Source organism: Kyrpidia spormannii (genome assembly GCF_002804065.1).
GTDB classification, from domain to species: Bacteria; Bacillota; Bacilli; order Kyrpidiales; family Kyrpidiaceae; genus Kyrpidia; species Kyrpidia spormannii.
In genome coordinates this window covers 2181086-2204629 of record NZ_CP024955.1, presented here as the reverse complement: position 1 = coordinate 2204629, position 23544 = coordinate 2181086, and the positions used below count along the sequence as shown (strand labels likewise).

Annotated in this window: 28 protein-coding genes; 17 read left to right on the top strand and 11 right to left on the bottom strand. The window is 58.4% G+C overall.

Annotated features, from left to right (window positions below; genetic code table 11):
- Positions 1–15: 15 nt before the first annotated feature.
- Together CVV65_RS11085 and CVV65_RS16790 are read right to left on the bottom strand one after the other, a co-directional pair.
- Positions 16–255, bottom strand: a complete 240-nt coding sequence (locus tag CVV65_RS11085; RefSeq protein ID WP_100668183.1) for a DUF6504 family protein — start codon at positions 253–255, stop codon at positions 16–18.
- A complete protein-coding gene (locus CVV65_RS16790) occupies positions 252–1553 on the bottom strand; it encodes a Y-family DNA polymerase (RefSeq protein WP_157935489.1) in 1302 nt (433 codons plus the stop codon). Before CVV65_RS16790 ends, CVV65_RS11085 begins: the two co-directional genes overlap by 4 nt.
- 84 nt (positions 1554–1637) lie before the next feature.
- Between CVV65_RS16790 and CVV65_RS16785 the strand changes: the two genes are divergently transcribed.
- Together CVV65_RS16785 and CVV65_RS11075 are read left to right on the top strand one after the other, a co-directional pair.
- A complete protein-coding gene (locus CVV65_RS16785; RefSeq protein WP_157935488.1) occupies positions 1638–1775 on the top strand; it encodes a hypothetical protein in 138 nt (45 codons plus the stop codon).
- Between the two features lie 119 nt (positions 1776–1894).
- Complete coding sequence (locus tag CVV65_RS11075) at positions 1895–3187, top strand: HD domain-containing protein (RefSeq protein WP_100668181.1); 1293 nt, start codon at positions 1895–1897, stop codon at positions 3185–3187.
- Here the strand turns inward: CVV65_RS11075 and CVV65_RS11070 are convergent.
- Positions 3179–4135 carry a serine hydrolase gene (locus tag CVV65_RS11070; protein WP_100668180.1) on the bottom strand — a complete coding sequence of 319 codons (957 nt, stop codon included), beginning with the start codon at positions 4133–4135 and terminating at the stop codon, positions 3179–3181. The two genes, CVV65_RS11075 and CVV65_RS11070, sit on opposite strands and share 9 nt — an antisense overlap.
- 80 nt (positions 4136–4215) lie before the next feature.
- Here CVV65_RS11070 and CVV65_RS11065 point away from each other — a divergent pair, with 80 nt between their 5' ends.
- From CVV65_RS11065 to CVV65_RS11055, 4 genes are all read left to right on the top strand, one after another.
- The gene (locus CVV65_RS11065) at positions 4216–4461 is read left to right on the top strand and encodes a hypothetical protein (protein WP_100668179.1); all 246 of its coding nucleotides are present in this window, start codon (positions 4216–4218) and stop codon (positions 4459–4461) included.
- 44 nt (positions 4462–4505) lie between these two features.
- On the top strand, positions 4506–4736 hold the full coding sequence (locus tag CVV65_RS16780; RefSeq protein WP_157935487.1) for a hypothetical protein: 231 nt from the start codon (positions 4506–4508) through the stop codon (positions 4734–4736).
- Positions 4733–4891, top strand: a complete 159-nt coding sequence (locus tag CVV65_RS16775) for a hypothetical protein (RefSeq protein WP_157935486.1) — start codon at positions 4733–4735, stop codon at positions 4889–4891. Before CVV65_RS16780 ends, CVV65_RS16775 begins: the two co-directional genes overlap by 4 nt.
- Before the next feature lie 106 nt (positions 4892–4997).
- A complete protein-coding gene (locus CVV65_RS11055; RefSeq protein ID WP_157935485.1) occupies positions 4998–6155 on the top strand; it encodes an aminotransferase class V-fold PLP-dependent enzyme in 1158 nt (385 codons plus the stop codon).
- 38 nt (positions 6156–6193) lie between these two features.
- Here CVV65_RS11055 and CVV65_RS16965 read toward each other — a convergent pair whose 3' ends face one another.
- On the bottom strand, positions 6194–6340 hold the full coding sequence (locus tag CVV65_RS16965; protein ID WP_170085966.1) for a hypothetical protein: 147 nt from the start codon (positions 6338–6340) through the stop codon (positions 6194–6196).
- Between the two features lie 180 nt (positions 6341–6520).
- Here CVV65_RS16965 and CVV65_RS11050 point away from each other — a divergent pair, with 180 nt between their 5' ends.
- The 4 genes from CVV65_RS11050 to ilvD all read left to right on the top strand — a co-directional run bounded on the left by CVV65_RS11050 (position 6521) and on the right by ilvD (position 11926).
- Positions 6521–7603, top strand: coding sequence for a class II aldolase/adducin family protein (locus tag CVV65_RS11050; protein ID WP_100668176.1), 1083 nt, complete (start codon positions 6521–6523; stop codon positions 7601–7603).
- A gap of 206 nt (positions 7604–7809) precedes the next feature.
- Complete coding sequence (locus tag CVV65_RS11045; protein WP_157935484.1) at positions 7810–8673, top strand: SDR family NAD(P)-dependent oxidoreductase; 864 nt, start codon at positions 7810–7812, stop codon at positions 8671–8673.
- A 102-nt stretch (positions 8674–8775) separates the two neighbouring features.
- Complete coding sequence (locus tag CVV65_RS11040) at positions 8776–10119, top strand: helix-turn-helix domain-containing protein (RefSeq protein ID WP_198592005.1); 1344 nt, start codon at positions 8776–8778, stop codon at positions 10117–10119.
- 136 nt (positions 10120–10255) lie between these two features.
- Complete coding sequence (ilvD, locus tag CVV65_RS11035) at positions 10256–11926, top strand: dihydroxy-acid dehydratase (RefSeq protein ID WP_100668173.1); 1671 nt, start codon at positions 10256–10258, stop codon at positions 11924–11926.
- Here the strand turns inward: ilvD and CVV65_RS11030 are convergent.
- Genes CVV65_RS11030 through CVV65_RS17285 form a run of 3 tightly spaced genes read right to left on the bottom strand, consistent with a single transcriptional unit; the run spans position 11872 to position 12983 of the window.
- Positions 11872–12468 (bottom strand): sporulation membrane protein YtrI, encoded by a 597-nt coding sequence (locus CVV65_RS11030; protein WP_100668172.1) that lies wholly within the window; start codon positions 12466–12468, stop codon positions 11872–11874. The two genes, ilvD and CVV65_RS11030, sit on opposite strands and share 55 nt — an antisense overlap.
- The gene (locus CVV65_RS11025) at positions 12465–12791 is read right to left on the bottom strand and encodes a YtrH family sporulation protein (protein WP_013075053.1); all 327 of its coding nucleotides are present in this window, start codon (positions 12789–12791) and stop codon (positions 12465–12467) included. The genes CVV65_RS11030 and CVV65_RS11025 overlap by 4 nt, the downstream gene beginning before the upstream one ends.
- A gap of 57 nt (positions 12792–12848) precedes the next feature.
- Positions 12849–12983: a hypothetical protein gene (locus CVV65_RS17285; protein WP_269148818.1), complete on the bottom strand. Its 135-nt coding sequence runs from the start codon at positions 12981–12983 to the stop codon at positions 12849–12851.
- A 548-nt stretch (positions 12984–13531) separates the two neighbouring features.
- Here CVV65_RS17285 and CVV65_RS11020 point away from each other — a divergent pair.
- A complete protein-coding gene (locus tag CVV65_RS11020; protein WP_157935483.1) occupies positions 13532–14152 on the top strand; it encodes a sigma-70 family RNA polymerase sigma factor in 621 nt (206 codons plus the stop codon).
- Positions 14153–14311: 159 nt separating this feature from the next.
- On the opposite strand, the gene CVV65_RS11015 is transcribed toward CVV65_RS11020, so the two are convergent.
- Positions 14312–15058: a 3D domain-containing protein gene (locus tag CVV65_RS11015; RefSeq protein ID WP_100668170.1), complete on the bottom strand. Its 747-nt coding sequence runs from the start codon at positions 15056–15058 to the stop codon at positions 14312–14314.
- Positions 15059–15216: 158 nt separating this feature from the next.
- Here CVV65_RS11015 and CVV65_RS11010 point away from each other — a divergent pair, with 158 nt between their 5' ends.
- From CVV65_RS11010 to CVV65_RS11000, 3 genes are all read left to right on the top strand, one after another.
- The gene (locus tag CVV65_RS11010) at positions 15217–16935 is read left to right on the top strand and encodes an ABC-ATPase domain-containing protein (protein WP_100668169.1); all 1719 of its coding nucleotides are present in this window, start codon (positions 15217–15219) and stop codon (positions 16933–16935) included.
- 22 nt (positions 16936–16957) lie between these two features.
- On the top strand, positions 16958–17365 hold the full coding sequence (locus CVV65_RS11005; RefSeq protein ID WP_100668168.1) for an acyl-CoA thioesterase: 408 nt from the start codon (positions 16958–16960) through the stop codon (positions 17363–17365).
- 115 nt (positions 17366–17480) lie between these two features.
- Entirely contained in the window at positions 17481–18062 is a 582-nt protein-coding gene (locus CVV65_RS11000) for a uracil-DNA glycosylase (protein WP_133121289.1), read from the top strand.
- Positions 18063–18066: 4 nt separating this feature from the next.
- Here CVV65_RS11000 and CVV65_RS10995 read toward each other — a convergent pair whose 3' ends face one another.
- The 3 genes from CVV65_RS10995 to CVV65_RS10985 form a co-directional block, all read right to left on the bottom strand.
- Positions 18067–18432 (bottom strand): hypothetical protein, encoded by a 366-nt coding sequence (locus CVV65_RS10995; RefSeq protein WP_100668166.1) that lies wholly within the window; start codon positions 18430–18432, stop codon positions 18067–18069.
- A complete protein-coding gene (gene asd / locus CVV65_RS10990) occupies positions 18429–19298 on the bottom strand; it encodes an archaetidylserine decarboxylase (protein ID WP_157935482.1) in 870 nt (289 codons plus the stop codon). Before asd ends, CVV65_RS10995 begins: the two co-directional genes overlap by 4 nt.
- Positions 19299–19417: 119 nt before the next feature.
- Positions 19418–20950 (bottom strand): LuxR C-terminal-related transcriptional regulator, encoded by a 1533-nt coding sequence (locus CVV65_RS10985; RefSeq protein ID WP_100668164.1) that lies wholly within the window; start codon positions 20948–20950, stop codon positions 19418–19420.
- A 202-nt stretch (positions 20951–21152) separates the two neighbouring features.
- On the opposite strand from CVV65_RS10985, the gene CVV65_RS10980 reads away from it, so the two are divergent.
- Genes CVV65_RS10980 through CVV65_RS10970 form a run of 3 tightly spaced genes read left to right on the top strand, consistent with a single transcriptional unit; the run spans position 21153 to position 23540 of the window.
- Positions 21153–21581 carry an SCP2 sterol-binding domain-containing protein gene (locus CVV65_RS10980; RefSeq protein WP_198592004.1) on the top strand — a complete coding sequence of 143 codons (429 nt, stop codon included), beginning with the start codon at positions 21153–21155 and terminating at the stop codon, positions 21579–21581.
- Complete coding sequence (locus CVV65_RS10975) at positions 21578–22621, top strand: alcohol dehydrogenase family protein (protein ID WP_100668163.1); 1044 nt, start codon at positions 21578–21580, stop codon at positions 22619–22621. Before CVV65_RS10980 ends, CVV65_RS10975 begins: the two co-directional genes overlap by 4 nt.
- Positions 22622–22643: 22 nt before the next feature.
- On the top strand, positions 22644–23540 hold the full coding sequence (locus CVV65_RS10970; RefSeq protein WP_232796594.1) for a R2-like ligand-binding oxidase: 897 nt from the start codon (positions 22644–22646) through the stop codon (positions 23538–23540).
- The last annotated feature ends 4 nt before the right edge of the window (positions 23541–23544 follow it).

Below are 23544 nucleotides of genomic sequence, written 5' to 3'. Positions count from 1 at the left end.
GGGTGATTCCTTCTTTCAGTCCCAGATTCGGTACAACCGCCACTCCTCTTTGTATCGTTTGAGGTCGAAGACCCCAAGATCCGCCGTCTGAACGCGGTAGATTCGATAGGAAGGCTCTCCTTTCCACCAAGCTCCGCTTTCTTCCCACTGATCGATAATTTCGAGGATCTGGTGGCTCTGTCCGCGGAACGAGAAAGAATCGGGCAGGCCTTTTTTCACCCGGACTGCAACGGGGCGGTCGATCAGCCGGCTCAAGAGGACAACTGGGAGCCCTTCATTGGATTTGGCGGACTCCCACACGCCTGTGAGCTGTTTTGCCAAGGATCCCACCAAGCTTGTCGTTGATTTCGCCAGGGAACGGAAAGTCCGAAACGAATCGGAGCGCGGGGGTACTTTTGCCCTAACTCGTCGATCAAAAATCGCCATGTTTGTTGCCGGAATTCGAGGGGAGGGTAGAACTCGTTCCCTCGTAAAAGCCAGCTTACCTGTTCCCCGCGAAAGGGATGAAGGTGTGTGGCGGTGAGTTGAACCCCGGAAATTCGGGTTATCTCGGGGTGCCGGCTTCGAAGGCGAATGTTTAATACCCGAGCGGATCTCCGAATTCCTTCGGGATGAGCGAGAACTTCGGGGAACAAATGCTGTTCCCAGACCCGGTTTCCTTCATCGTCGGTCCACTGGATGGCGATTCCTTGGATTCCGACTTGTTCTCGTTCAAGTCGCTTTACTAATGCATCACACAGCAGATCTAATAAAAGCTCGGTCGACTCAGTCGGGACCGCCTCCCCAGCTGGGGCTACCCAGGTTTGTGACAAGGTTTTACCGGGGTCTCGGGGAACAAAAGAATCCCCGAGCTCTCCGGCAGCAAAGTGCTGCCAAGTAAGAGCTTCAGGGCCAAACCTCCTTTGTAGCAAAACGGGGGGGATCTTCGTCAACTGCTCTCCGGTGTGTACGCCGAGTCGTTCCATCTCCTCCTTTATCTGAGGTGGAATGTGCCGAAAGAACCGAAGGGGAAGGTGGCGGACAAACTCGGCGTCATCTTCGACCCAAGCGCCGGACACCGGCAGCACTGCCATGCGAGAGGGCGGGGAGAACGCCCTCAGGCCTTCTTCGACGATGCGCAGGGAAATGGCTTCGGCTGTCGACGGACGGCCGGCGAGGCCGCTATATCCCCTCCACCCTCGATCGGGAAGTCGGTCCTTCAGGCGGGCAAATAACTCCCGCCATTGTTCCCGGGGATGCTCTGAATAAAAGGCGGCATACCATTCCTGATCTGAAACGATCTTTAACCACGGAGTCCATCCGCGGAGGATGTCCTGCATGGTATCAATCCACTTCCGGTGGTGGCGCGGGTGGAAATCCACTACGAGGGCGTCCGGTGCCAGCCGAAGAGCTTCTATTAAAGTCTTGAAAGGAGTGATTCCTAGCTCCTTCGCCGATGTGTTGTAATCAAGGATCTGACCATCTTGCACAACCAGCACCGGCCGACGATCCTCTTTTGCTTCAGCCGCAATTAACCCCACAAACACAGCATGGATCACCCAGCGTTTCTTCACCCTTTGTGCGGGTCTCCCGTACGGGGTTCCCGCAGCCCCCTCTCTTGATGTGGTGCTCTTTATTATAACGGGTAGGGGAAAGAATTGCAAACAAATGTTTGCGATAAGACGAAAACGTACCCGGGCGTACCGTGGCTGATCGTCGGCCCCACCGGAGCGGGTAAAACCACGGTGATCGATCTGTTGATGCGATTCTACGATGTGAATGCCGCCTTCGCTTAGCAAAGCCCCGGTCGCTCGTGTGCGCCGGGACCTTTGATTGGCTGAGGGGTGAGGCTCTTGGGGTCCCAAACGTGGACGGTCATCCCCCGGCTCGGTACAATGGAGGAGAGGTGAGCCCCATGATGATCCGCGACCCGATCCACGGCGATATTCATCTCAGTTCTTGGGCCACCCGGGTGATCGATACCCGGGCTTTTCAACGATTGCGGGGGATTCGGCAACTGGGAACGGCCTACCTCGTGTACCCCGGGTGTCACCACACCCGGTTCGAGCATTCCCTTGGCACTTATTGGGTGGCGAAACAGATCATGAACCACCTGTGGGCGGCCGGTTCGTCCGAACTCACCCAAGCGGATGCGGGACAACTGGAAGGGGTGGCTTTGGCGGCTTTGCTTCATGACGTGACCCACGTCCCCTTTGGTCACACCCTGGAGGATGAGTGGCGCCTGTTTCCTCGCCACGACACCGGTGCCCGGCTTCGTCACGTGTTCTCCGAAGAGATCGGCGAACTCTTGGACCGGATGGGGGTGCTGTCTTTTGTCCACAGGCTCCTGGATCCCCGGGAACCTTTTGAATGGCCATGGGCGAGAGAGATCGTATCCGGGACGGTGGACGCGGATCTGTTCGATTACGTGCGCCGGGACGCGCGATTTGCCGGCCTTCGAATGGATTACGACGATCGGATCGTGTCCAATTTTATCATCGCGGAGGGAAGGTTGGCCCTGAACCTCGTCAAAGGGGGCCGGGAACGGGCGGACGTGCGGTCTGAATTTTTCCATATGCTTCATATGCGGTATGTACTGACAGAACGGTTGTATTATCATCATGCGAAAATTGCTTCGTCGGCGATGGTGGCCCGGATGGTGGAATGGGGGGCGGAAGGAGAAGGGATCACCGAGGAGCAGCTTTTGGGCTGGGGGGATGCGGAACTATTGGAAGCTCTTCGGCGCATGGGCGAGAAGGACGGCCGGATCGGCCGCATGTTGGATCGCTTGGCGCGCCGGGGCCTTTTTAAACGCGGAGTAGAAGTGTATCCTGGCGATCTCTCCCCGGAACAGAGGATTCGGTGGGTCCAGGGTCTCCGGGAACCGGCCACCCGCCGAAGACTGGAACGGTGGATAGCCCGGCGCTTGGGATGTGGGGAAGACGAGGTGATTCTTTACTGCCAGGCGGAGACCTTTATGAAAGAGGTCGATGCCCGGTGTCTGACGGCAGACGGGGTGAAACCCTTGGGCGAGGCGGGGGTGACCACCGAATTGGAGGTGCGCCTCTTGGAACAAAAATATCGGGACCTGTGGCGTTTGTATGTGTTGGTTCCACCCGAATGGAGGGAGCGGTGCCGGGAGCACCGGGAGCCCATTTTGAAGGCGCTGGACGAGGCTGCCGAGGCGCCTTCCGGGAAATTAGGATGACTTGGGGAGGGTGGCTTGGTAATCGTACACCATTCTCGACACGGTGGAAAGAACCTGGGCGGCGGTGTCCTGGTCGATGTCCCGGCTGAATAGGCTGATCACGTACGGGCGCCCGGACAGGAAGACGATCCCCACGTCGTGCCATTGATCGGTCCAGTTGCCGATCTTGTGTGCCACCGGGACTCCCTTCGGCAGTTTGGCCGGGATTCGATCGTTAAAATCCGTGTGTTCCAGGTCGTCGATCAGGGGCGCCGCCACAGTGGGATTTTTCTTGACGAATTCAAATAATTTCACCGCATACAGGGCCATGTCGTCAGGAGTAGTCACGTTGTCGCCATCCACCACCTCTTTGCCGCCCAATTGGCGCATAAAGGCCTTTACGTTGTCGACCCCCAGGTCGTCCAGGAGAATATTCGTGGCCACGTTGTCACTCGCCACGATCGAGGCTTGGGACAGTTCTCGGATCGTGTACTCCGTTCCCACGGGGGTGGAGGCAATCCATCCTGTGCCATCTTCGTAATCGGACGCCTCGTAGATGAGTTTGGTGTTGGGATCGACTTTACCTTGGGCGATCAACGTGTAAAGATAGAGATTCATAGGAAGCTTAAAGGTGCTGGCCGCGAAAAAAACGCGATTTCCGTCGATGTCGAGCTTCGCGCCCGAGTCTAGGTCCACTACGACGACGCCATAAGTTCCGGGCTGAGACGTTATGTATCCGTTGATGGCTTGTTTCAGTGCTGTATAATCCGGCGGGGCAAGGTGGGCCGATGCGTCAGTTCCCCTAGCCCAGGTGGCGATGGCCCGCCCCAACTCCCATCCTGTCCACCCGAGAACCAAGACGAGAACCGCGAGGGTCAACCGGCGGCGGCGCATGCGTTTTCGCCGCGCGGCGGCATTTTTTTGCTGGGTGAACCGGGATAGTCGCCCGGGACTGTACGGGGTGTACATGCAGCGGCCTCCTCACAGGTGTTCTTTTTGCGCTGAACTGGTATCATTGTAGCATGGAAAAGAGACAGAGAGATAAGGAGGTGTGCTCCTCCGAGACGGTGAGTTCCTTTTATTTGACGTACACGCTTATGGATGGATCGGTGGGCGCGGCCCGTTTTGAGACCGAAGAAGACCGGGATGGTTGCCACATTTCCCTCGATCTGTACCGCGCGAATCTCGGGCCGGTGGATGATGGCGTTTTTGCCAGGATGGTGCTTCGGCATCGGGGTCGCGTGTTGAAAAATGGCGAGGATAGGGGGCCGGACGGAGCCGATGGAGCGCGGTGACGGAAGGCGGTCGAATAAACCCGCGGGTGGAGGATGGATGTCTCATGATAAGCCAAGTCCGGGTTCTTCCGCCGGGCGCCGGGGATCCCGCCGCCGGCGTCCTCCGGGGCACGGGCGGGGGCGCCTTCCCGGAGAAGGGCCAAGGGCCGGTGGACGGCACCATCGCCGTCCGGCGACTCTCCACGTGTCAGACGATCTGGGCAGAGAGTTTCCCGGGGCGCTGGATCTTGTGTCTGGAACGACGGGAGGGGAGTTCCAAGTCGGACAAAAAGTGAAATACCTCGGGCATGTGCGGCGTCATCGGTATCGGGTGGGGATTGTGGAGCAGGTTCTCGGCGACGGGGAATACTTGATCAATATCCAGCACGAATTGATCTGGACCTACGGTTCATACCTTGAACCCACAGATGAGCCGGTTTTTTACAAGTAGCGCCGCCCGAAGCCCTCGGGGCGACCCGGTGGGCACAGTGTTTCCCGGAATCTCGGGCAGACGAAAAAATCGCCCCGACGGGGCCAGATGGACAGGAGGATGTGTGGTGACCGAAGAACTGCGAATGTCGCTGGACCAGATCCGCCAGGAGATGCCGGCGGCAATGCGGTGGATTTATATGAATACGGGGACCACCGGTCCCCTCCCGGAGCGGGCAATGCGCGCCGTGGAGAAACAGACGGCGGCGGAGGTGGATCGGGGTCGGATCGATCCAGAGCTCCACCAGCGTGTCTCCGAGTTGAAAGAAACCCTTCGTCGGGCCTGGGCAGAATTGACAGGAGCAACGACCGCTTCCATTGCCTTGACCCAGAACACCACAGAGGGGATCGGGCTGGCCTTGGCGGGGCTCGATTGGCAGGCGGGCGACGAAGTGATCACTACAAACCTCGAGCACTCCGGCGTCATCATGCCCCTTTATCTCCTCGCTTCTCGCAAAGGGGTCCAGATCCGGTTCATCGACCTCGGGGTCGGGGAGAAAAACATGATTGCGGCGTTGGAGCAGGCGGTGACTTCGAGGACTCGAATGATCGCTTTCTCCCATGTTTCCTACCAAACCGGGGCTGTGTTGCCAATGGAGCGCGTGGCTTCCTGGGCAAGGGAGCGGGGGTTGTGGACACTGGTGGATGGCGCCCAGGGCGTCGGTGCTCTCCCCTTGAATCTCAAACAAACGGGCGTGGATTTTTACGCCATGCCGGGACAAAAATGGCTGTGCGGCCCCGAGGGGTGCGGCGCCCTGTATATTGCCGAAGACCGGTTGGAACAAGTCCAGCCTACTTTGGTGGGGTGGGCCGGGCTCAAACAGATGGGACCTTGGCCCGAGGTGGTCCTTCATCAAGACGCGCGAAAATTCGAAGTGGCATCGTTCTCGGCGCCACTCTTTGCTGGAATGCTGGAGAGTCTGCGATTCGGTGAAGACGTGGGGTGGACGGGGATTTACCGCCGAACCCATCGATTGGCGGCGAGGTTTCGGTCGTTGCTCGGCGAAGTTCCCGGCGTTCAGGTGGTCACACCGGACAATCATGCGGGACTGGTGAGTTTTGAAGTGCAGGGGCGGAAGCCTGAAGAGGTGCTGGAAAGACTGCGATCCCGAGGCATTCTGATGCGGATCATTCCCAGAACTCCGTGGGTGCGAGCCTCTTTAGGATTTTTCAATAGCGAAGAAGACGTGGATCGGGCGGTTGAAGGAGTGGCGGAATGGCCGTGAAGGGAGGGTGTCCCCTCCCCTCGCGTACCCTTGCCGTCTTAGAAAGCCGCCGCGCTGGCTGCTGCACCACCGCCGACTCCGTAACCGCCCAACCCGTCGCCGGGTGCGATGAGGAAGAACAACACAAAGATGATCAGGAACACGACGGCCCAGCGGGTCGCGGGACCGAACACACCCCAGTACATACGTTGTTCACCTCCTTATCTGGTGCTATAAAGATGCAGCCCTGCGCCAAGAATTGTGGACGCCTTACCTAGGGCCGGGAAAATGTGCGATGGCTCGTTCGATGGTCGGCATGAGGAGTTGAAGGGAAGGGCATACTTTTTCCAAAGATTTGCCGAAATGGCCGCGGGGAGGGATTTGCGATGGGGTTTGCAATCGTAGGGGATTGGGATACGGCGGAAGACCGTTTTCTCGATGCGCTGCAGGCGGAGATGCGCCGGAGAGGGATGGTGCAGGCGGATCAGGCAGAGATTCGGGAATCTACGGTGGTCTTTCACGTGTTGGAGCCCGGCCGGATAATCCCCTATCGGCGGCGTTCGCAAAGTGTGTACGTGGTGTCGGTGGTCTTTCTCGACCAGTGGCCGGACAATCTCCTTCATTTCGGTTATCCGATGCTCATTCGATCCCTGGGGAATCTCCTGCTCATGACGGATCGGGATCCCTCGGCTTGCCGGGCGGCCTTCGTGACGCTGGAGCAAGGCTCTTACGTGGTGGAAGAGGACGGCGGGTTTGATCGGTGGATTGCGAAGGTGGTGGATCGGCTGTGGCCCCTCGCCACGTCGCGGTTGGTGATCAACAATCGATTTGAACCGGATCTTCCCGAGTTCCTGTGGGAAGGAGATGCCGTATCCAAGCGGTTGTGCGAAGCGGGCCGGCGGCTGGATGAATGGGACTTGTTGCCTGCGCCTTTTCCAATGGAGCAATTGTTATCGCCCCGGGACATGCGCCATATCCACCATTTGTTCGGTATCGGGGGGCTCAGCTACGGTAATCTCAGCGCCCGTTGCCCGAGCGGCGGTTTCTGGATGAGTGCCAGCGGCATTAATAAAGGAGCGATGACCACCGTGGGCGAGCACGTGCTGTTGGTGAAAGATTACGATGAGACTCGCAACGAGATGGTCCTGTCCGTTCCTCCCCACATTCAGCCCCGCCGGGTGTCTGTGGACGCCATTGAGCATTGGATGATCTACCGCGACCATCCCCAGGTTGGTGCCATTGTCCACGTCCACGCGTGGATGGACGGCGTGAAGGCCACCCAGGTGAATTACCCCTGCGGGACGATTCAGTTGGCCAGGGAAGTGGCGGGACTCGTCCGGGAGGCGCCGCGGCCCGAACGGGCGGTGATTGGCCTCAAGAATCACGGCTTGACGATTACGGGCACGGATTTGGACGACATTTTTGCGCGGATCGACGGGAAAATTCTCCGTCATGTCCCGATGGTTTGAGACGGGGTGACAGCCGATGACACCCGATATGCGTCCCCCCGAAGACCCGCCCCACCTCGTTGAATGGGGCGGGGGATCTTCTTCGTGTATCATATGTGGTCGGCCAGTCTCCGATGGCGTCCCCTTATGTGAAGACGAGGTATGTATGAAGCGATTTGCCGATGTGTTTCTCACCGGCATGACGAACACGCGGAAGGGGGATCAAAGTGGGATTCTATGACGGCCGATGTGTGGCGATCGTTGGCGCCTCCCGGGGGATCGGCCAGGCCGTTGCAACTCGGTTATCTGGGGAGGGTGCCGAGCTCATTCTCTTTGCCCGGGACCGGGATGGTTTGCTGAGGGCGGCCGAAACGTTGCCGGGAAAGGTACACGTTTTTTCTGTCGACGTGACCTCCACCGAAGCGGCTTCGGCCATGGCCGAGGCTGTTGAACAAAGCCTCGGGCGATTGGATGCCCTCATTTATTCGGCGGGGATTCTGCCCTTGGCTCCGGTATCCGGGATGTTGACGGAAGAGTTCGAACAGACGATGAATGTGAATTTCTGGGGGGCCGTTCGGGCCGTTCAGGGCTTAGTACCGATTCTCGGGCGAGGGGGGATGAGGTCCATTGTCCTGTTATCTTCCTTGTCCACTCATTTTCCCTTACCCTTTTTCGCGGCCTATTGCAGCAGCAAAATGGCCCTTCGGGGGTTTGCCGCCTCTCTGCGCCAAGAGCTGGCTCCGCAAGGATTTCACGTGGGGCTCGTCTCTCCCGGGCCGGTGGATACGGCGATGGTGAAGGGAAAGCTCCACACCCCTTTGTACCGGGTTCCCCGGTGGATGCCGCTTTTGCGCCCGGAGGATGTCAGCCGGGCGGTGGACCGCGTTTTGCGCCGTCGACGGGCGGAGGCAATCGTTCCAGGGTGGCTGGCGCCCCTCGCTTGGTTGGGGTTAGCGCAACCCAGCCTGGTGATGGGCAGTTACCGGTTCGCTGTGCCGGGATGGGAGCAGGCTGTGCGGGAAGGGATGAACCGGGCTATTCCCGGAGAAGTGAGCCCCGAGTCCCGGAGCTTTAATCAAAATCATTCGTAAGTTAAAGGAAATTGATCTAGTCCAACTTGGCAGGCTATGGTATAGTTGTGTGTGCCACGGTTCTACAAATGTGGACAATGCAATGGGGTGGGAGGGGTGTCAGTGAGCGGGAACCGGACAGGAGGCCGGCCACAGCCGGACCGAACACGAACAGAGAATCCCACTGGTTCCTTAGGGTGGAAGATCCGCGAAGCGAGGCGGGCCCGGGGGCTGACCCAACAATCGTTGGCGGAAGGCATCGTGACAGTGAGCATGGTCAGTCAGATTGAATCGGACAAAGCCATGCCTTCGTATCGGGTGTTAAGGGCATTGGCCGAACGTCTGGCGTTGCCCCTGGAACATTTTCTTTCTGACGTCGCCCAGCAGACGCGGCAGAACGCGTTGTACAAGTTGGCCAAAGGGAAGATGGAAGCTGGGATGGCCCAAGAGGCGGCGCCGATCCTTCAAGACCTTTTGCAACAAGAACCGCTATATGTTCCCGCGTGGAAACTGCAGGTAGATTTAGCAGAATGTTATGTACGGACAGAACAATGGGAACAAGCGGAAGAACTCTTGGAAAAACTGGTCGAGGGGCTTGACGGAGAGGCGGACCCGCAAGTGATGGTGCAATGTTTAGATCGCCTGGCCCGGGCCCGGCTTCAGCTGCGCCGGGTCTCCCTGGCGATTTACCATTGGGAAAAGGCGTGTGAACGGATGGGGGAGGAGGCCGATCTGTACGGCACCCTCTTCTCGGAGGTCTATTATCACTTGGGGATGGCCTATGCCCGGGTGGGGCGGCTCGAAGATGCCGGCCGAGTGTTGGCCAAGGCTTTCGTTTCGATCCAGAAGGACCCGGCAAAAGTCGGAAAAGTGGCGCTTCAACTGGCCGAGGTTTTACATGCCATGGGGGAGGACAAGAAAGCGTGCCAGTACGCGGAACGGGCGATGAGGTTGTTTGAAGACGCCCGGCAGCGAAAGTTGTATCTGGACATCAAAGCACGTTATGCCCGGTATTATGGTTACCTGGGGAAGGTCGCGGACTCGATGTTTATGTTGCGGGAGTGTGCAGAGGAGTACCGCAACGCCGGACATCGGGACGAATGGGTGGAGACCCTGGAGCAGATCGCGCTGTTGTCGCTTCAGAGCGGCCGGCCGGAGGAAGCAAAGACCATATGCCGGCAGGCTTTGGAGTCCGCAGAGCCCGACAGTGGGCAAGAGGCGCGGATTCGATATCTGTTGTCCCGGATTTTACGGGAGGTCGGGGATCTGGAGGGAACAGTGGTCGAGTTGGAAAAGGCTGTGGCGATTTGGCAAACTTTAGGTGACGAAGAGCGGCTGTCAGAAGCCTACCCGGACCTGGTGGAACTCTATCGCAAACGGGGGGATTATGTCCGGGCCGAGGCGGCGTTGCGGCACGGTTTGACCACGATCCGCCATTATCGCCAGTTATTCTTGGAAATGGGGTGATGCGATCCGGAGGTGGTGCCGGGTGTGGCCCGACCCTCGGCTGTACAAAGATCGGACCCATTGATAGAATAAGAACAGTCTGGAACACGGCGAGCCGATCGGCGGCTTTGGTCGCGGCCAAGAAGGAGTGAAAGTTGTGCGAAGCGATATGATTAAACGCGGTGTGGACAAGGCGCCGCATCGCAGCCTCTTGAAGGCCACGGGGGTACGGGATGAAGATTTCGGAAAGCCTTTTATCGGCATTTGTAATTCCTTTGTCGAGATTATTCCCGGCCACGTGCACTTGCAGGAGTTTGGCCGGTTGATTAAGGAAGCGGTCCGGGAAGCGGGCGGGGTGCCCTTTGAATTCAACACCATCGGCGTGGACGACGGCATTGCCATGGGTCACATCGGGATGCGCTTTTCCTTGCCCAGCCGGGAGCTGATTGCTGACGCGGTGGAAACGATGGCCATGGCCCATTGGTTCGACGGCCTGATCTGTATCCCGAATTGCGATAAGATTACGCCGGGTATGTTAATGGCGGCAATGCGGGTGAATATCCCGACGATTTTTATCAGCGGCGGACCCATGGCGGCCGGGCGCACACCATCGGGCAAGATCGTGGATCTCATCTCCGTGTTTGAAGGGGTGGGGGCGTACCAATCGGGCCAGATCTCGATGGACGAACTCAAGGAGCTAGAAGATTATGGATGTCCCAGTTGTGGGTCTTGTTCAGGGATGTTTACGGCGAATTCTATGAACTGTTTGTCCGAGGCCCTGGGCATGGCGCTGCCCGGGAACGGATCGATTCTGGCGAACACCCCGGAGCGGGAAGAATTGGCGCGAAGGGCCGCAGCACAGATTTTGGACCTTGTGCGCCGGGATATCAAACCCCGGGATATCGTCACGATCGATTCCCTCGACAACGCCTTTGCGCTGGATATGGCGATGGGCGGCTCCACCAATACGGTTCTTCACACCTTGGCGATTGCAAAAGAGGCGGGGGTAGAGTACCCCCTTTCTCGAATCGATGAGATTTCCCGACGGACCCCCCATCTATGCAAAGTCAGCCCCGCTTCCCATTGGCACATGGAAGATGTCCATCGGGCCGGGGGTATTTCCGCGATTCTGAAAGAGTTGAGCCGGATCGATGGGTTGCTGCACCTGGATGCCATGACGGTGACCGGTCGTACCCTGGGTGAGAACATCGCCAATGCGGAGATCCGGGATGCCGAAGTGATCCGGCCCATTGAGAACGCATACAGCGAGACGGGCGGCTTGGCCATTCTTTACGGGAACCTGGCTCCGGACGGAGCGGTGATCAAGGCCGGTGCCGTGGATGAGTCGGTGAAACGGTTCGAGGGTCCGGCGGTGATTTTCGAGTCCCAGGATGAAGCTTTCGAAGGGATCATGTCCGGCAAGATCCACGAAGGGGACGTGGTCGTCATCCGGTACGAAGGTCCAAAAGGGGGACCGGGTATGCCGGAGATGTTGGCGCCGACGTCGGCCCTGGCCGGGATGGGGCTTGGAGCCAAAGTTGCACTCATTACCGATGGGAGATTTTCCGGGGGCTCGCGGGGAATCAGTGTGGGGCACATTTCCCCGGAAGCTGCGGAAGGCGGACCGATCGCCTTACTCCAAGACGGGGATGTGGTCGTGATTGACATTCCCGGACGCAAGCTCGAGGTGAAGTTGAGCGACGCGGAATTGGCAGAGCGTCGGGCAAAGTGGCGAGCTCCGGATCCTAAGGTCCGCACGGGGTATCTGGCCCGTTACGCAAAGCTCGTCACCTCGGCCAACACCGGGGCAGTATTGAAAATCGACTGATATTCGGCAAGGGGCGGAGGTGTAGTGCTGGCCGCCCCCTTTTTATTAGCCGGCCCAGATCCGGCGGGGAAGGCGGGGCTCGGGCTCGGCTGAGGGGGCGCCGGCTCACCGGTCAAGTACAGGTGGACCGTTTCTCCCAGGACGACAGACTGGACGTGAATGGCCCACACGCGGCCGTCCACGAGAATGGTTCGTCCCTCCAAAAGGCCGATGATGAGGTCGGGGTGGTCGTTGAGGGTGGAGAGACTTTTCCCGATCAACGTTTTGGTCTGGTCCTTGGCAAAGCGAAGGATAGCGATTTCGGCGAAATGATCGTTTGTTTGAACTTGAACCTCAATGGTGCGGATTTCCGGTTCTCTGGACTGCTGGTTAAGTTTTGCCCGCAAACCGTTAAGTTCCTCGGTGAGTCGGTCGACCTGGAGGCGGTACTGTTCGATGGTATAATGCAACTCGTCCATTTCCCGGGCGGTGATGGCCATCCACCCCGCGGCGCCGGTGATGAGGCCGAGAAGAAAAACGGCGACCGCGCGAACGGGATTCACGGTTTGATTCCGGTTGCCGCCCGGAGCACGAGGTAGGCGGCCTGGCTGCCGAGGAAAGCAGCCATGAGGTAAGTGAATTGTTTGGCGACCGGGGACAAATGACCACCGAGCACCCCGGTCTCGATGACTCGGAGCGTATCCATGGTCCCGCCCAGGGCACTGACGAGGCCCCAAATCTTAAGATGATCCGCCAGCCGCATCATGGTGCTCCCGGGTGGCAGGTGCACCAAGACGGCGGCCATGCCCCCAATGAGCGAACCGCCCAGCACGATCCCAAAGGCGACGAAAAAGTCGAGTACCACTGTGCTCGTAAAACGGTCCATGCGATGTCCCTCCCCGTCCATAGCTATGGCCGGGGGAGATGGGATATGCCTTCAAGACTAGGATTCTTCCATTTTGGTTTTCGCGTGCTCATAAAGAGCATAGATGAACTTTTTTTGATTCCTGTGAAGCGTGATATCGCGCAGGGCATGATAAGAGCCGTACCATTTATTGACCTGGTGAAACTCGATCAAATCCTCCCCTCCCGCTGTCGTAGAATGAACCGGACGTGAAGGGATTGTATCGAAAGGCCTACAAAAGGTAACAGAAAACCATTGATTCCTACATACAGGCGTAAAAAATAGGCCTTTCGCCCCAGTCGATTTTCTGGGCTTGTCGAACAATTCCGGGTTTATTCGGGGGTTTTAGTCCAAACGTCTCATGTAGGATAAAGATGGATTCCGATACAATTCTGTTACAGGATTTGTCGGATTTCGTCGGAGATCCTCGAAAATCAGGGGATCCTGTCGGGGGCGAGTTCGACATCCCCGATCACCAAAGGACGGGGAGGGACGCAGCTGGAATATCCTTGGCAACCGGATACAGATACATACCGAGAGCACGTAGTCGCTGGAAAGACGGCGGTGGTTGATATGAAAAGAAAAACCATTCGTCAAGGACGGACTGAAACAAAGAAGGGTGAGAAAAAGTCCGTTTGCCGCTTTGTAGGTACGGGGTGATCAAAGCGGTGTAAAAGAGATGAAACCGGGCAGAGCCGGTTGCAATGGGGTGGGGAAGCAAGATGGATGAACTAACGGCTCTCGCGTGTCGGGCCAAGTCCGAAGCGGACGCGTTTTCGGAATTGGTTCAGCGTCTCAATCCGCTTTTGGGAGGCTTGGCTCAAAGATATTGGATCCCGTATGAAACCGACGACGAAGTGGCTCAGGTGTTGCGGATCGAGTTGTGGAATGCCGTTCGCTCCTTCCGCAGCGGCCATGTTCCGTTTTTGCCTTTTGCCAAGATGTTTGTGGAAAACCGCATGAAGACGATGATGAAGCGAAGGGTTTACGGGGCCAAGTACTTGTTTATGAATCAGATGAAGCGGGTGGACGAGCAAGGACCTGCGAACGATCGGGGAGAACCTCTACCCGGGACCACGCCGGCGGTGGAAGAGGACGTTGTGCACGAGCTCGTACTAAAAGCGGCCCGGGAACGTCTGTATGAGTTGCTGGAGCAATTGCTGACAGATCTGGAACGGGAGTGTTTCGTCCGGCGGTACATTTACGAGCAGTCTTACCGGGAGATCTCCGAACAGCTGGAACTCGTCAGTGTGAAAGCGGTGGACAACGCCATCGCCCGGGTGAAGAAAAAGATGATGAACCACCCGGCGGTGGTGGAACTGTGGAACAGTGTAGCCGGTTGAAGGACTTCATATTCGCATTTCATCGATGAGTAAGCGCGTCTTAATGCTTAGCAGGGAGGGCCACCTTTTTCAGGTGGCCCTTGTTCGTATGCGGCGCCTTCTAAGGGTGGCGCCTTCGCAAGTCGGGCTTGGGGGTCGGGTCTTGTAGAGCGCAAGGGCCTACAAAGACTTGGACGGGTATTGCACGATGTAGACGGGCACATCGCGCTTGACCCCGAACTGGAGGGCTTTGTTGACATCGGTCATGTATATGTCGATTCTTCGCCCCCGTATGGCACCGCCCGTATCCTCGGCGACTCGATAGCCGATTCCTTCGATATACAGTTTTGTACCGATAGGAATCACATTCGGGTCAACAGCCACCGTCCTTCCGGGGGTGGCTGGACGCCCACTGGCCGTGACGCCGTAGCCCGGATCACCGGGGGACTTCCCCGTGGATTCCGGCCCCGAAGTGTAGGCGGTTAAGGTACAATAGAACACGGCCAGCGGTGCGGCCGGCTTACCTTCCTGGGTAGTCGCCGGCTCCGAAGAGGTGGGCGCGGCCGCTGTCGGAGCAGCCCCGTCCGGGATCACTAACGTTTGCCCACTTTGCAACAATCTCGGGTCGACGATGCCATTCGCCGCTTGCAGGGCCTGCGGCGAGATGCCGTAGCGTTTTGCGATGCGATAGATTGTTTCGCCCGGTTTTACGAGATACTGGTGGTGGGTTTGGTTCGTCATCCCGTCGCCGCCCCGGGACGCCAGGGCACCCCCCGCACCGTCTTCCGCCGAGGCCGTCCAAGGGGCCAGATTCCGGGTGGAATCGAAGGCGGCGAAGGGGTTGTCGATCCAGAAGGCTCCGGCATGGGAGGCCTGGGTTAAGGCCATCAGCAAGAACACCCCGGCCGGCGCCCGATAGCGAGTCATCGGGAATCTCTCACCTCTCAAGTGTAACAGATGGTTCTATCCTGGCCAGGGATGAGAAATTTTAAACATACCTGGCAACTCGCCGATCAAAAAAAGTTGTCGGAGCGGTAACCCGACGCTGAATGTGGTATAAACGTATCTAGAAAGGGGAATCGGCAGTGGCAACTCAAACCCAGAGCGCAAAAGAGAATCTGCGCCGCACCTTAGAGCGTATCGATGGTCGGGGGTATCCGGCTTATCGAGATCTGGAGGGTACATACAGGTTTGAAGCTTTTCAGTTGGTGATCGAACACGTCCAGTCGGACCCTTTTGCTCCTCCGTCCCGCTTCCGGGTGGAGATGGGGTTGGATACAACCGGGATTCCAGAAGAGCTGTATGCCGATCCGGTGAGGCGAACGGCCATGGAGGATTTTATTCTGAGGACGGCCCATCAGCGGTTGAAAGGGTGGCGACAGCGGCGGGGTAGTGGCAAGAGTGGGCTCATTGAAATTACGGAGCCAAGCCAAGTCGTGATCCCGCGAAGTGCCGTGGAGATTGGGCACAGCCGGTTGACCGTGCGTTTTGTGGTTGGACTCCCGGCCCGGGGACGGACTGTGCTCGGCCGACAGGCTCAAGAAATGATTCTCGAAGACATCCCCGCATGGGTCGAGGAAAGTTTTCTCTGGAAATCGATGGATCAAAACAATGCCCGGGACCACGTCGCTTTGGCGGTGGATCAAGCGGCGCTCAGGAGATGGATGGCGGAGGAAAAGGTGATTGCCTTTGTTGCAGATGGGGCGATCCTCCCCCGGGAAAGCGGCCAAAGTGACAAACCGATGGGCCGGGGTGCGGTTCCCTTTCGGTCGCCGGAATCGCTGCGCCGGGAGGTTCGACTGCCGAGTGGCCGTTCGGTCGCGGGGATGGCCATTCTCCAGGGGATCACGCTGATTTGCGGGGGCGGGTATCACGGCAAAAGCACCCTGCTCCGGGCGCTGGAACAAGGGGTGTACAATCATATTGCCGGCGACGGACGGGAATGGGTGTTGACAGACCCTACCGCCGTGAAGATTCGGGCTGAAGACGGCCGGTGGGTCCGAGGGGTCGATATCAGTCCCTTTATCAACGACCTTCCCTATGGAAAGTCCACAGATCAGTTTACGACCGAGTCGGCCAGCGGGGCTACGTCCCAGGCCGCCAACATCATGGAGGCCGTGGAGATCGGCGCCACCACTCTCTTGATCGATGAAGACACCAGTGCGACGAACTTCATGATTCGAGATGCACGGATGCAGGCGCTGGTAGCGAAAGAGCATGAACCGATCACCCCGTTTATCGACCGGGTGCGGCAGTTGTTCGATGAGTGGGGGGTCTCCACGGTGTTGGTGGTGGGCGGGGCCGGGGATTACCTGGATGTTGCGGACGCGGTGATCGCCATGGAGAGCTATATCCCAAAGGACGTCACCGAAGAAGCCCGGCGGGTGGTGGAACGGTTTCCTTCGGGGCGGAGGGCGGAAGCGGTGGGCCCACTTCCCGCAAAACCTGTGCGAAAGGTGCGGGAGTTGGGCAGGCGGCCGAAACCCGGAGATAAGTGGAAAGTCGAAGCGAAAGACGAGCACTTGATTCTTTATGGCCGGGAGCGGGTGCTTCTACAGGCGGTGGAACAATTGGTGGAAATCGGGCAGACCCGGGCCATTGCCGCCTGCTTGCGAATCCTCACCGAACGCGCGGACGGGCGCACCTCCCTGGACGAATTGGTGCGACAACTTTTGGCCGAAATGGACCAGAAAGGGTTCGCGGCACTGGCTGGGCCTCGGGGCTGTCCGGGCAATCTCGCCATGCCGCGACCGCACGAGGTGGCGGCGGCGGTGAATCGCTTAGAAGGGTTGAAAATTGTCTAAATCAGAGAAGGAGGGCGATGTCATGGCGGTGATCTCGACGGTTCGGGTGCGCTATTGTGAAACTGACGCCATGGGTCATGTCAACAATGTCAGTTACTTGATTTACTTGGAGCAGGGCAGAACGGACTTTATGAGGGAGATTCGCAAAGACCTGGGCCGGGAGGTAGGAATCGTCCTTGCGTCCATCCGTTGCGATTTTCGAGCCCCGTGTTATTTTGACGACGAGCTGCAGGTCCGGACCGAAATCCAGCGGGTGGGCAAAACCAGCATCACCATGTCCCAGGCGATTCTGAAAGGGGATCAGTTGGTCGCCGAAGGGGAGAGCGTGATTGTACACGTGGATCCTGTCGTCCAGCGTCCGGTCCCCATCCCGGACGATCTTCGCCAAGTGTTGATGGGACAGATGGCCGGGGAGGTCAACTGTTCATAGTCGGGCTCGGGGCTCTGTGGACGCCGGCCCGCCAGCGGGGGTGTCGGCGGCTGAAGGTTTCGGACCGGGCCTGGTGATCGCCGGTTACCGCGGCGATGGGAAAGGGGCGCAGTCGATGGCGTGGTGGCAAAATCTCAATCTGTTGGAAAGCGCCTTCAAGTCCTGCCGTCGCTGCGGATTGCGGGGCGGGTGCAGCCAAGTCGTGGTCTCCCGGGGCACCCCAGGCCCCGTGGTCCTTGTGGGTGAAGCGCCCGGGGCGGACGAAGACGCGCAAGGATTTCCTTTTGTGGGACGAGCAGGGCAGTTGCTGGACAGAATGCTGAAGGAAGCCGGTTTCGATCCGGCCCGTCTCTATATCACGAATGCTGTGAAGTGCCGGCCGCCGGGGAATCGAAAACCTGCACCTGAGGAAATGGTGGCGTGCCGCCCGTATCTGATGGCGCAGTTCGCAGTTTTGCAGCCTAAAATCGTGGTGACGATGGGGGCGACGGCCATCCAGGCAGTGTTGGGCCGTCCGATTCCCGTGGGGCGGGCCTCCACCCGCTTTTATCATGCCCGGCACCGGGGCCGGGAGTTTCTGGTCGCCCCTTGCTATCACCCTTCCGCCATCCTGCGGGATCCGCGAAAATACCCCCAGGCGGTGGCCAGGTGGGTGGATATCCGAAAGCGGGTGGAGGCGGCAGGTCTCATCCTCTGACGGTTCAATCGTTTTTTAGAAGGCGGAGGAATTGGCGGGTGAATTCCTCGGATAGCCGGACGTGGAGGGTCCCGGCGCCCGTTTCTGTAATCCCACTCGGGCGATGGATGCGCATGTTGGTGGCGACGATTTTCACTACACCCGGGCTGTCCGCAGCCGGTACCCGGGTGTCTCCACTCCACTCCTCGGGGAATACCGGGGGAGTGCCTTGTTCCACGACGCCGAGAATGTCGTCAAAGGCGATGTGGTAGGCTTGACTTTCTTTTTGCAAAACGAACTCTTGAGTGGTCAATTGAAAACCGGTGTTGCGTCGAATCTCCGTGCGCCGCAACTCTCCGCGCAGCGCCTTGACGCGCCAGAGCTTTTTCAAACCCTTGCCCCCTCGTATCGGAGTTCCCGAATCAACCCCAAACTTTGGCCCATACGTACGGGATCCCCGGTTTTCAGATGGGATTTCCATTCGACTCGTCCCCGTTCAAACAGCAAAACCACCGTCGACCCAAAGGAAAAATATCCGATCTCCTCTCCTTTACCGATCGTGGGAATGTGGGAGACCTCCCACTTTTGCAGGATTTTGCGATCGGATATCTGCTGGATCTCCTCTGGCAGATACGTTAATCGCACACTTCCGACGATGAAAGATCCAATTTCCACCAGATACATGGTGCCAGCCGCCGTGGAGAAGGTCGTTACCCAGCGTTCATTTCGGGCGAACAGCCGGCGCACCCCCCGGGTGCCGAGGCGATTGACCGGGAAAAAGGTTCCGGGTATGTGAGCGGCCTGAAGCGGCTTCCCTCTCAGCGGGAGGTGAATGCGGTGGTAATCGGCGGGACTGAGATACAGCGTGATCCAAGTCCCTTCCTCCAGTTCATCCGGAAAATGGCCGCCGAGCAAGTCGGCCACTGGATAGGCGTGACCTTTTGCCTGGATGAACGTCCCGTCGTGGATGACCCCCATCCCTCCCACCACGCCGTCCACGGGTGAAACGACCGTTTTGCCACCCGGGTCGACGGGACGCGCGCCGGGCCGCAGACGCCGGGTAAAGAGTTCGAACAGGGATCGATATTCCCCCGGGGGAAGGATCGCATCGGTCAGGTCTAGAGAATACCTGCGAATATACCAAGGGATGAGCAGCCGGCTCACCTCGTGTTCAAGCAGCCGCCCCGCCGCCCGGGTTAAACTTCGTTTGGGTAACAGGGCCAGGAGCGCCCCGATCAGGGAAAATCGACTTTCCAAGAAAACGCCTTCTTCCAAGGCAAGATGTCCTGGTCTGACAGGATCATACGCGAAGTGGTCCATTTTGGCAAGGCGCGGTGCCGGGGAATTCTCCGACTCAGACACGTCCAGGCGCCGATTTATTGGATCAGGTGGCGGCGCAGCGCCACGGCCACCGCCTGGGCTCGGTTGGAAGCGCCCAGTTTTCTCAGGATTGTTCCTACATATTCGGAAACGGTGTACTCGCTGAGGTGAAGTCTCGCGGAGATATCCCGGGTATCCAATCCATCTGCAATGAGTTGTAAAATCTGGTGTTCCCGCCGGGTCAGCACAGAGGGGGTCTGTCGGGATGTGGGCCGGGGTGAACCCGACAAGTGGGTGGCGATAGGTTTGGACGCCCGGCAGAGCAAAGTATGCACCAAGCGGACTGTGCGATCTTCCGGCTGAAAGGGTGTGCCCCCCTGGTCGAGCAGCAAAACGGCCCCGGGTCGGCGGGGTTCGAAGACCATCGGGCAGAACAGAAGGGAGGTCAAGTGAAAAGTCTGCACATAATGATCGGGCAGGCGACGGGCGACATTTTCATAAAAAACAGGGGTGGTGGACCGCATGACTTCCTGGATGCCGGAAAGGTTTTCCTCATATTCCCGGATGCGGAGGATATCCTCGCGTTGCAGGTTGAAGGCGTGAGCCCCCACCACCGTCCGGGTGAGAGGCGTATACCAAAAAAGGGCTCCCCGGCGAAATCGACCGATGCGGCACACTTGATCCACGGTGCTCGACAGAATTTCTTCTAAATCTCTAGATTGGAGTAGCGCTTCGTCAAAATTCAGGACGGCATCGTACAGATGAAAAAGATCACCCGCTTTGCCACTCGGTCCGGTGATCCGGGCCGAGAGATCGAAGCATAAACTGAGCCACTGGGCCACTTGATTGACCCGAAACCGGGTTTCTTCGCCCGGTAAGCCCGCCGTCTTGACCACAAGGTCCACCCCCGGGGCCACGGAACGACAAAGGGTGTGCCGGTCGACGGTACGGACCCGTTCCTCGAGGTCCATGGCTTGGCCGGACGCCATATCGGCTTCCTGCCATCCTCCCTCCGGTGTGGCCATGGCGGCGTCCAAAAGTCTGCACGACGCCGATCGATCCACGAGCGCCGCCCACTGCCACGCTTCCCCCCGGGCCACGCGGTTGAGCAGTCGGGTGAGGGGTGGTTTCCACTCCGTCTCCGTTTTTTCCTCTTTGCAAGGCCACAACGGCATCTGAAGGACCAGGGCGTGGACGTTAAGGATCAAGGAGCGGATCCAAGCGCAGCCTTGCTCGGCATTGCCAGGTCCCAGGGCATGCCGGAGTGTCCGGCAGACGGTGTCTTCCCAGTGGGCTAGCATGGCCACCACCGCCGTCGGGGAAACGGCGCTCCCGTTGCTGATCAGATCAGAATAGAACCCGCTTAAAAATGCGATTGGGTCGCCTCCTTCCGCGCAGAAACGCCGATGGAAGGAGGAAAATAATTCCTCTAGAATCTTCTTTTCCGCCTTCCTGAGGTTCATGGTGTTGAGCATCACCATCCATGACGCCAGGGATTGAGTGGACCCTTGATCGATGATCTCAAACACCTGCTCCAGGCAACGAGAAGATAGAAGGGGCAGGGGGAATAAAAGATTCCGAATGATCACGGTGGACCCCCTCTCTCGACAGAATTCGATATTAGATACAAAAAGTTCGCTTATTATAGAACTTCGAGATCGTCCATAAACTTGTAAGGGTACCCCCGGAAGATAGGGGATAAAATTCCCCGAAAATGAGGTATTGTTTGATTTTATATGACGATTATATGATACTCACTGAACTGAGAATCAATCACGAGGGGGCGATGGGGTGGGGCTTGAAGCCTTTGGGCCCGAATGGGCGAAAGCGTGGGGGGAAAAGATCAATGCCAGTGCGGCATACCGCCAGGCGGCGGGAACCTGGGAGTGGCCGCTCGTCTTAACGATGGAACGGGATCCGTCAGCGGGGGTTTCGGAAGACCGGTCGGTTTACCTGGACCTTTGGCACGGAGAATGTCGGGAGGCCCGGGCTGCGACGCCGGAGGATGTCGAATCGGTTCCTTATGTCATCAGCGCTGACCCGTATTCCTGGAAGCAGATTTTTGATCGAGAAGTCGAGCCGCTTACTGCCATGATGCGGGGCCGTCTCAGGTTGGTGAAGGGGAATTTGTCCACTTTGTCAGCTTACGTGATGGCGGCCAAATATCTGGTGGAATCATCGTTGGAAGTGGAGACCGACTTTCCGGAGGGACTGCAATGAAGGCGGTCGTTTTTCGGGGTGTCGGCCAGGTTTCGGTGGAGTCGGTGGAGGATCCAAAGATCCTTCAGCCCGGTGACGCGCTCATCCGGGTGACCACCGCTGCGATCTGTGGCTCAGATCTCCATCTGTACCACGGCCGGATTCCCGGTGTTCTTCCGGGTATGATCATGGGCCACGAGTACGTGGGAATTGTGGAGGAGGTGGGGTCCGCTGTTTCCGCCGTGCGCAAAGGTGATCGGGTGGTGGGCGCTTTTCACGTGGCTTGCGGGCACTGCCGCGCATGTCGAAGCGGGTACTTCAACCAGTGCTCTCAGGGCGGGGTGCTCGGCTACGGGATGGCTTTCGGCGATTTGGCGGGAACCCAGTCTGAATATGCGCGCATTCCCTTTGCCGATTGGACCCTTCGCAGGGTACCCGATGAGCTGACCGACGAGCAGGCGCTGTTTTCGGGGGATATTCTTTCCACCGCCTACGGGGCGGTGAGGAATGCCGGCCTTCGCCCGGGGGAAACTGCAGCGGTCATCGGGTGCGGACCCGTGGGGCTCATGGCGGTCATGAGTGCCCTCGCCTGCGGAGCTTCCCGGGTGTTTGCCGTGGACCTCGTGAAATCGAGGACCGACGCGGCGGCCCGGTTCGGTGCGATCCCCGTTCCCTCGGGGGAAGTCAATCCGGTGGCGAGGATCAATGAGGGAACGGACGGAGAAGGGGTCGACGTGGTCATTGAGGCGGTGGGTAGCATCCAGACGTTGACGCTTGCTTTTCAGTTGGTTCGCGGAGGCGGGCGGATTTCGGCGGTGGGCATCGCTTCGGAGGAACAGTTTCCGTTTCCGTTGGCCCAGACCTTGGTCAAAGACATCACATTTCGGATTGGAGTTGCCAATGTTCATCGGGACATCGATACGACCCTGGCGCTTGTCCGGGCCGGTCGGATCGACCCGACCGCGGTGATCACCCACCGGGTTCCCTTGCATGACGCCCCGGAAGCCTACCGACTGTTCGATCGCAAGGAAGCGGGGAAAGTGGTCTTGCGCTTGGCGTAATACGAATTCGGGGGGATGGATTGTGCGGGTTTATCAGACCACCAGCGAGAACGGGCTCAATCACGCCCTTCTTCCCATGCGGCTTTATCACAAGGCGAAACGGCTTGGCACATGGGATCCGAAAGAGATCGATTTCACCCAGGACATTGAAGATTGGCAGACCCTTGACGAGCGGGAACAAGAGACGGTGTTGCGCCTGTGCTCTCTGTTTCAGGCCGGGGAAGAGGCGGTCACCCGGGATTTGCTTCCCCTGATTCAGGTGATTGCCGAGGAAGGGCGCCTGGAAGAAGAGATGTTTCTCACCACCTTTTTATTTGAGGAAGCGAAACACACGGAGTTGTTCCGGCGTGTGTTGGATGAGGTGATCGGAGCCAAAGGCGACCTTGCCGGGTGGCACCAAGAGAATTACCGGAAGATTTTTTACGAATTTCTGCCCGAAGCCATGAACCGGCTGAAGGAGGACCCGTCTCCCGAGGCCCAGGCGGAGGCCTCGGTGACTTACAACATGGTGGTGGAAGGCGTGCTGGCCGAGACTGGGTACTACAGCTTTTTTAACGGACTGGGGAGGGTGGGGAAGATGCCGGGGCTCATCAAGGCCGTTCATCTTCTGCGCCAGGATGAGTCCCGACACATCGGATACGGCACCTATCTCTTGTCCCGGCTGGTGGCGGAACATGAACAGATCTGGGAGGTTATCAACCGCCGCATGGGCATCCTTTTGCCCTACGCGATCGGGGTGGTCAACGACACCTATGAAGGTCAGGAAGAGCCCTATCCGTTCGGAATGACCCAGGAGGAGACGGTAGAGTTTTCTACACGGCAGTTCCAGACCCGCATGGAGGTCTTGGAAAGAGCCCGGGGCCGGTCGGTGGAGGAAATTTTCGCCCTCAGTGAGACGGTTGTCGGTGTTGAGGGGTGACGGT

Bases quoted from the DNA above. Each gene is read 5' to 3' on its own strand.
- CVV65_RS11075 (WP_100668181.1), top strand. From the start codon at position 1,895: ATGATGATCCGCGACCCGATCCACGGCGATATTCATCTCAGTTCTTGG.
- CVV65_RS11070 (WP_100668180.1), bottom strand. From the start codon at position 4,135: ATGTACACCCCGTACAGTCCCGGGCGACTATCCCGGTTCACCCAGCAA.
- CVV65_RS16780 (WP_157935487.1), top strand. From the start codon at position 4,506: ATGATAAGCCAAGTCCGGGTTCTTCCGCCGGGCGCCGGGGATCCCGCC.
- CVV65_RS16965 (WP_170085966.1), bottom strand. From the start codon at position 6,340: ATGTACTGGGGTGTGTTCGGTCCCGCGACCCGCTGGGCCGTCGTGTTC.
- CVV65_RS11050 (WP_100668176.1), top strand. From the start codon at position 6,521: ATGGGGTTTGCAATCGTAGGGGATTGGGATACGGCGGAAGACCGTTTT.
- CVV65_RS11025 (WP_013075053.1), bottom strand. From the start codon at position 12,791: ATGGACCGTTTTACGAGCACAGTGGTACTCGACTTTTTCGTCGCCTTT.
- CVV65_RS11020 (WP_157935483.1), top strand. From the start codon at position 13,532: ATGGATGAACTAACGGCTCTCGCGTGTCGGGCCAAGTCCGAAGCGGAC.
- CVV65_RS11015 (WP_100668170.1), bottom strand. From the start codon at position 15,058: ATGACTCGCTATCGGGCGCCGGCCGGGGTGTTCTTGCTGATGGCCTTA.
- CVV65_RS11005 (WP_100668168.1), top strand. From the start codon at position 16,958: ATGGCGGTGATCTCGACGGTTCGGGTGCGCTATTGTGAAACTGACGCC.
- CVV65_RS11000 (WP_133121289.1), top strand. From the start codon at position 17,481: ATGGCGTGGTGGCAAAATCTCAATCTGTTGGAAAGCGCCTTCAAGTCC.
- CVV65_RS10975 (WP_100668163.1), top strand. From the start codon at position 21,578: ATGAAGGCGGTCGTTTTTCGGGGTGTCGGCCAGGTTTCGGTGGAGTCG.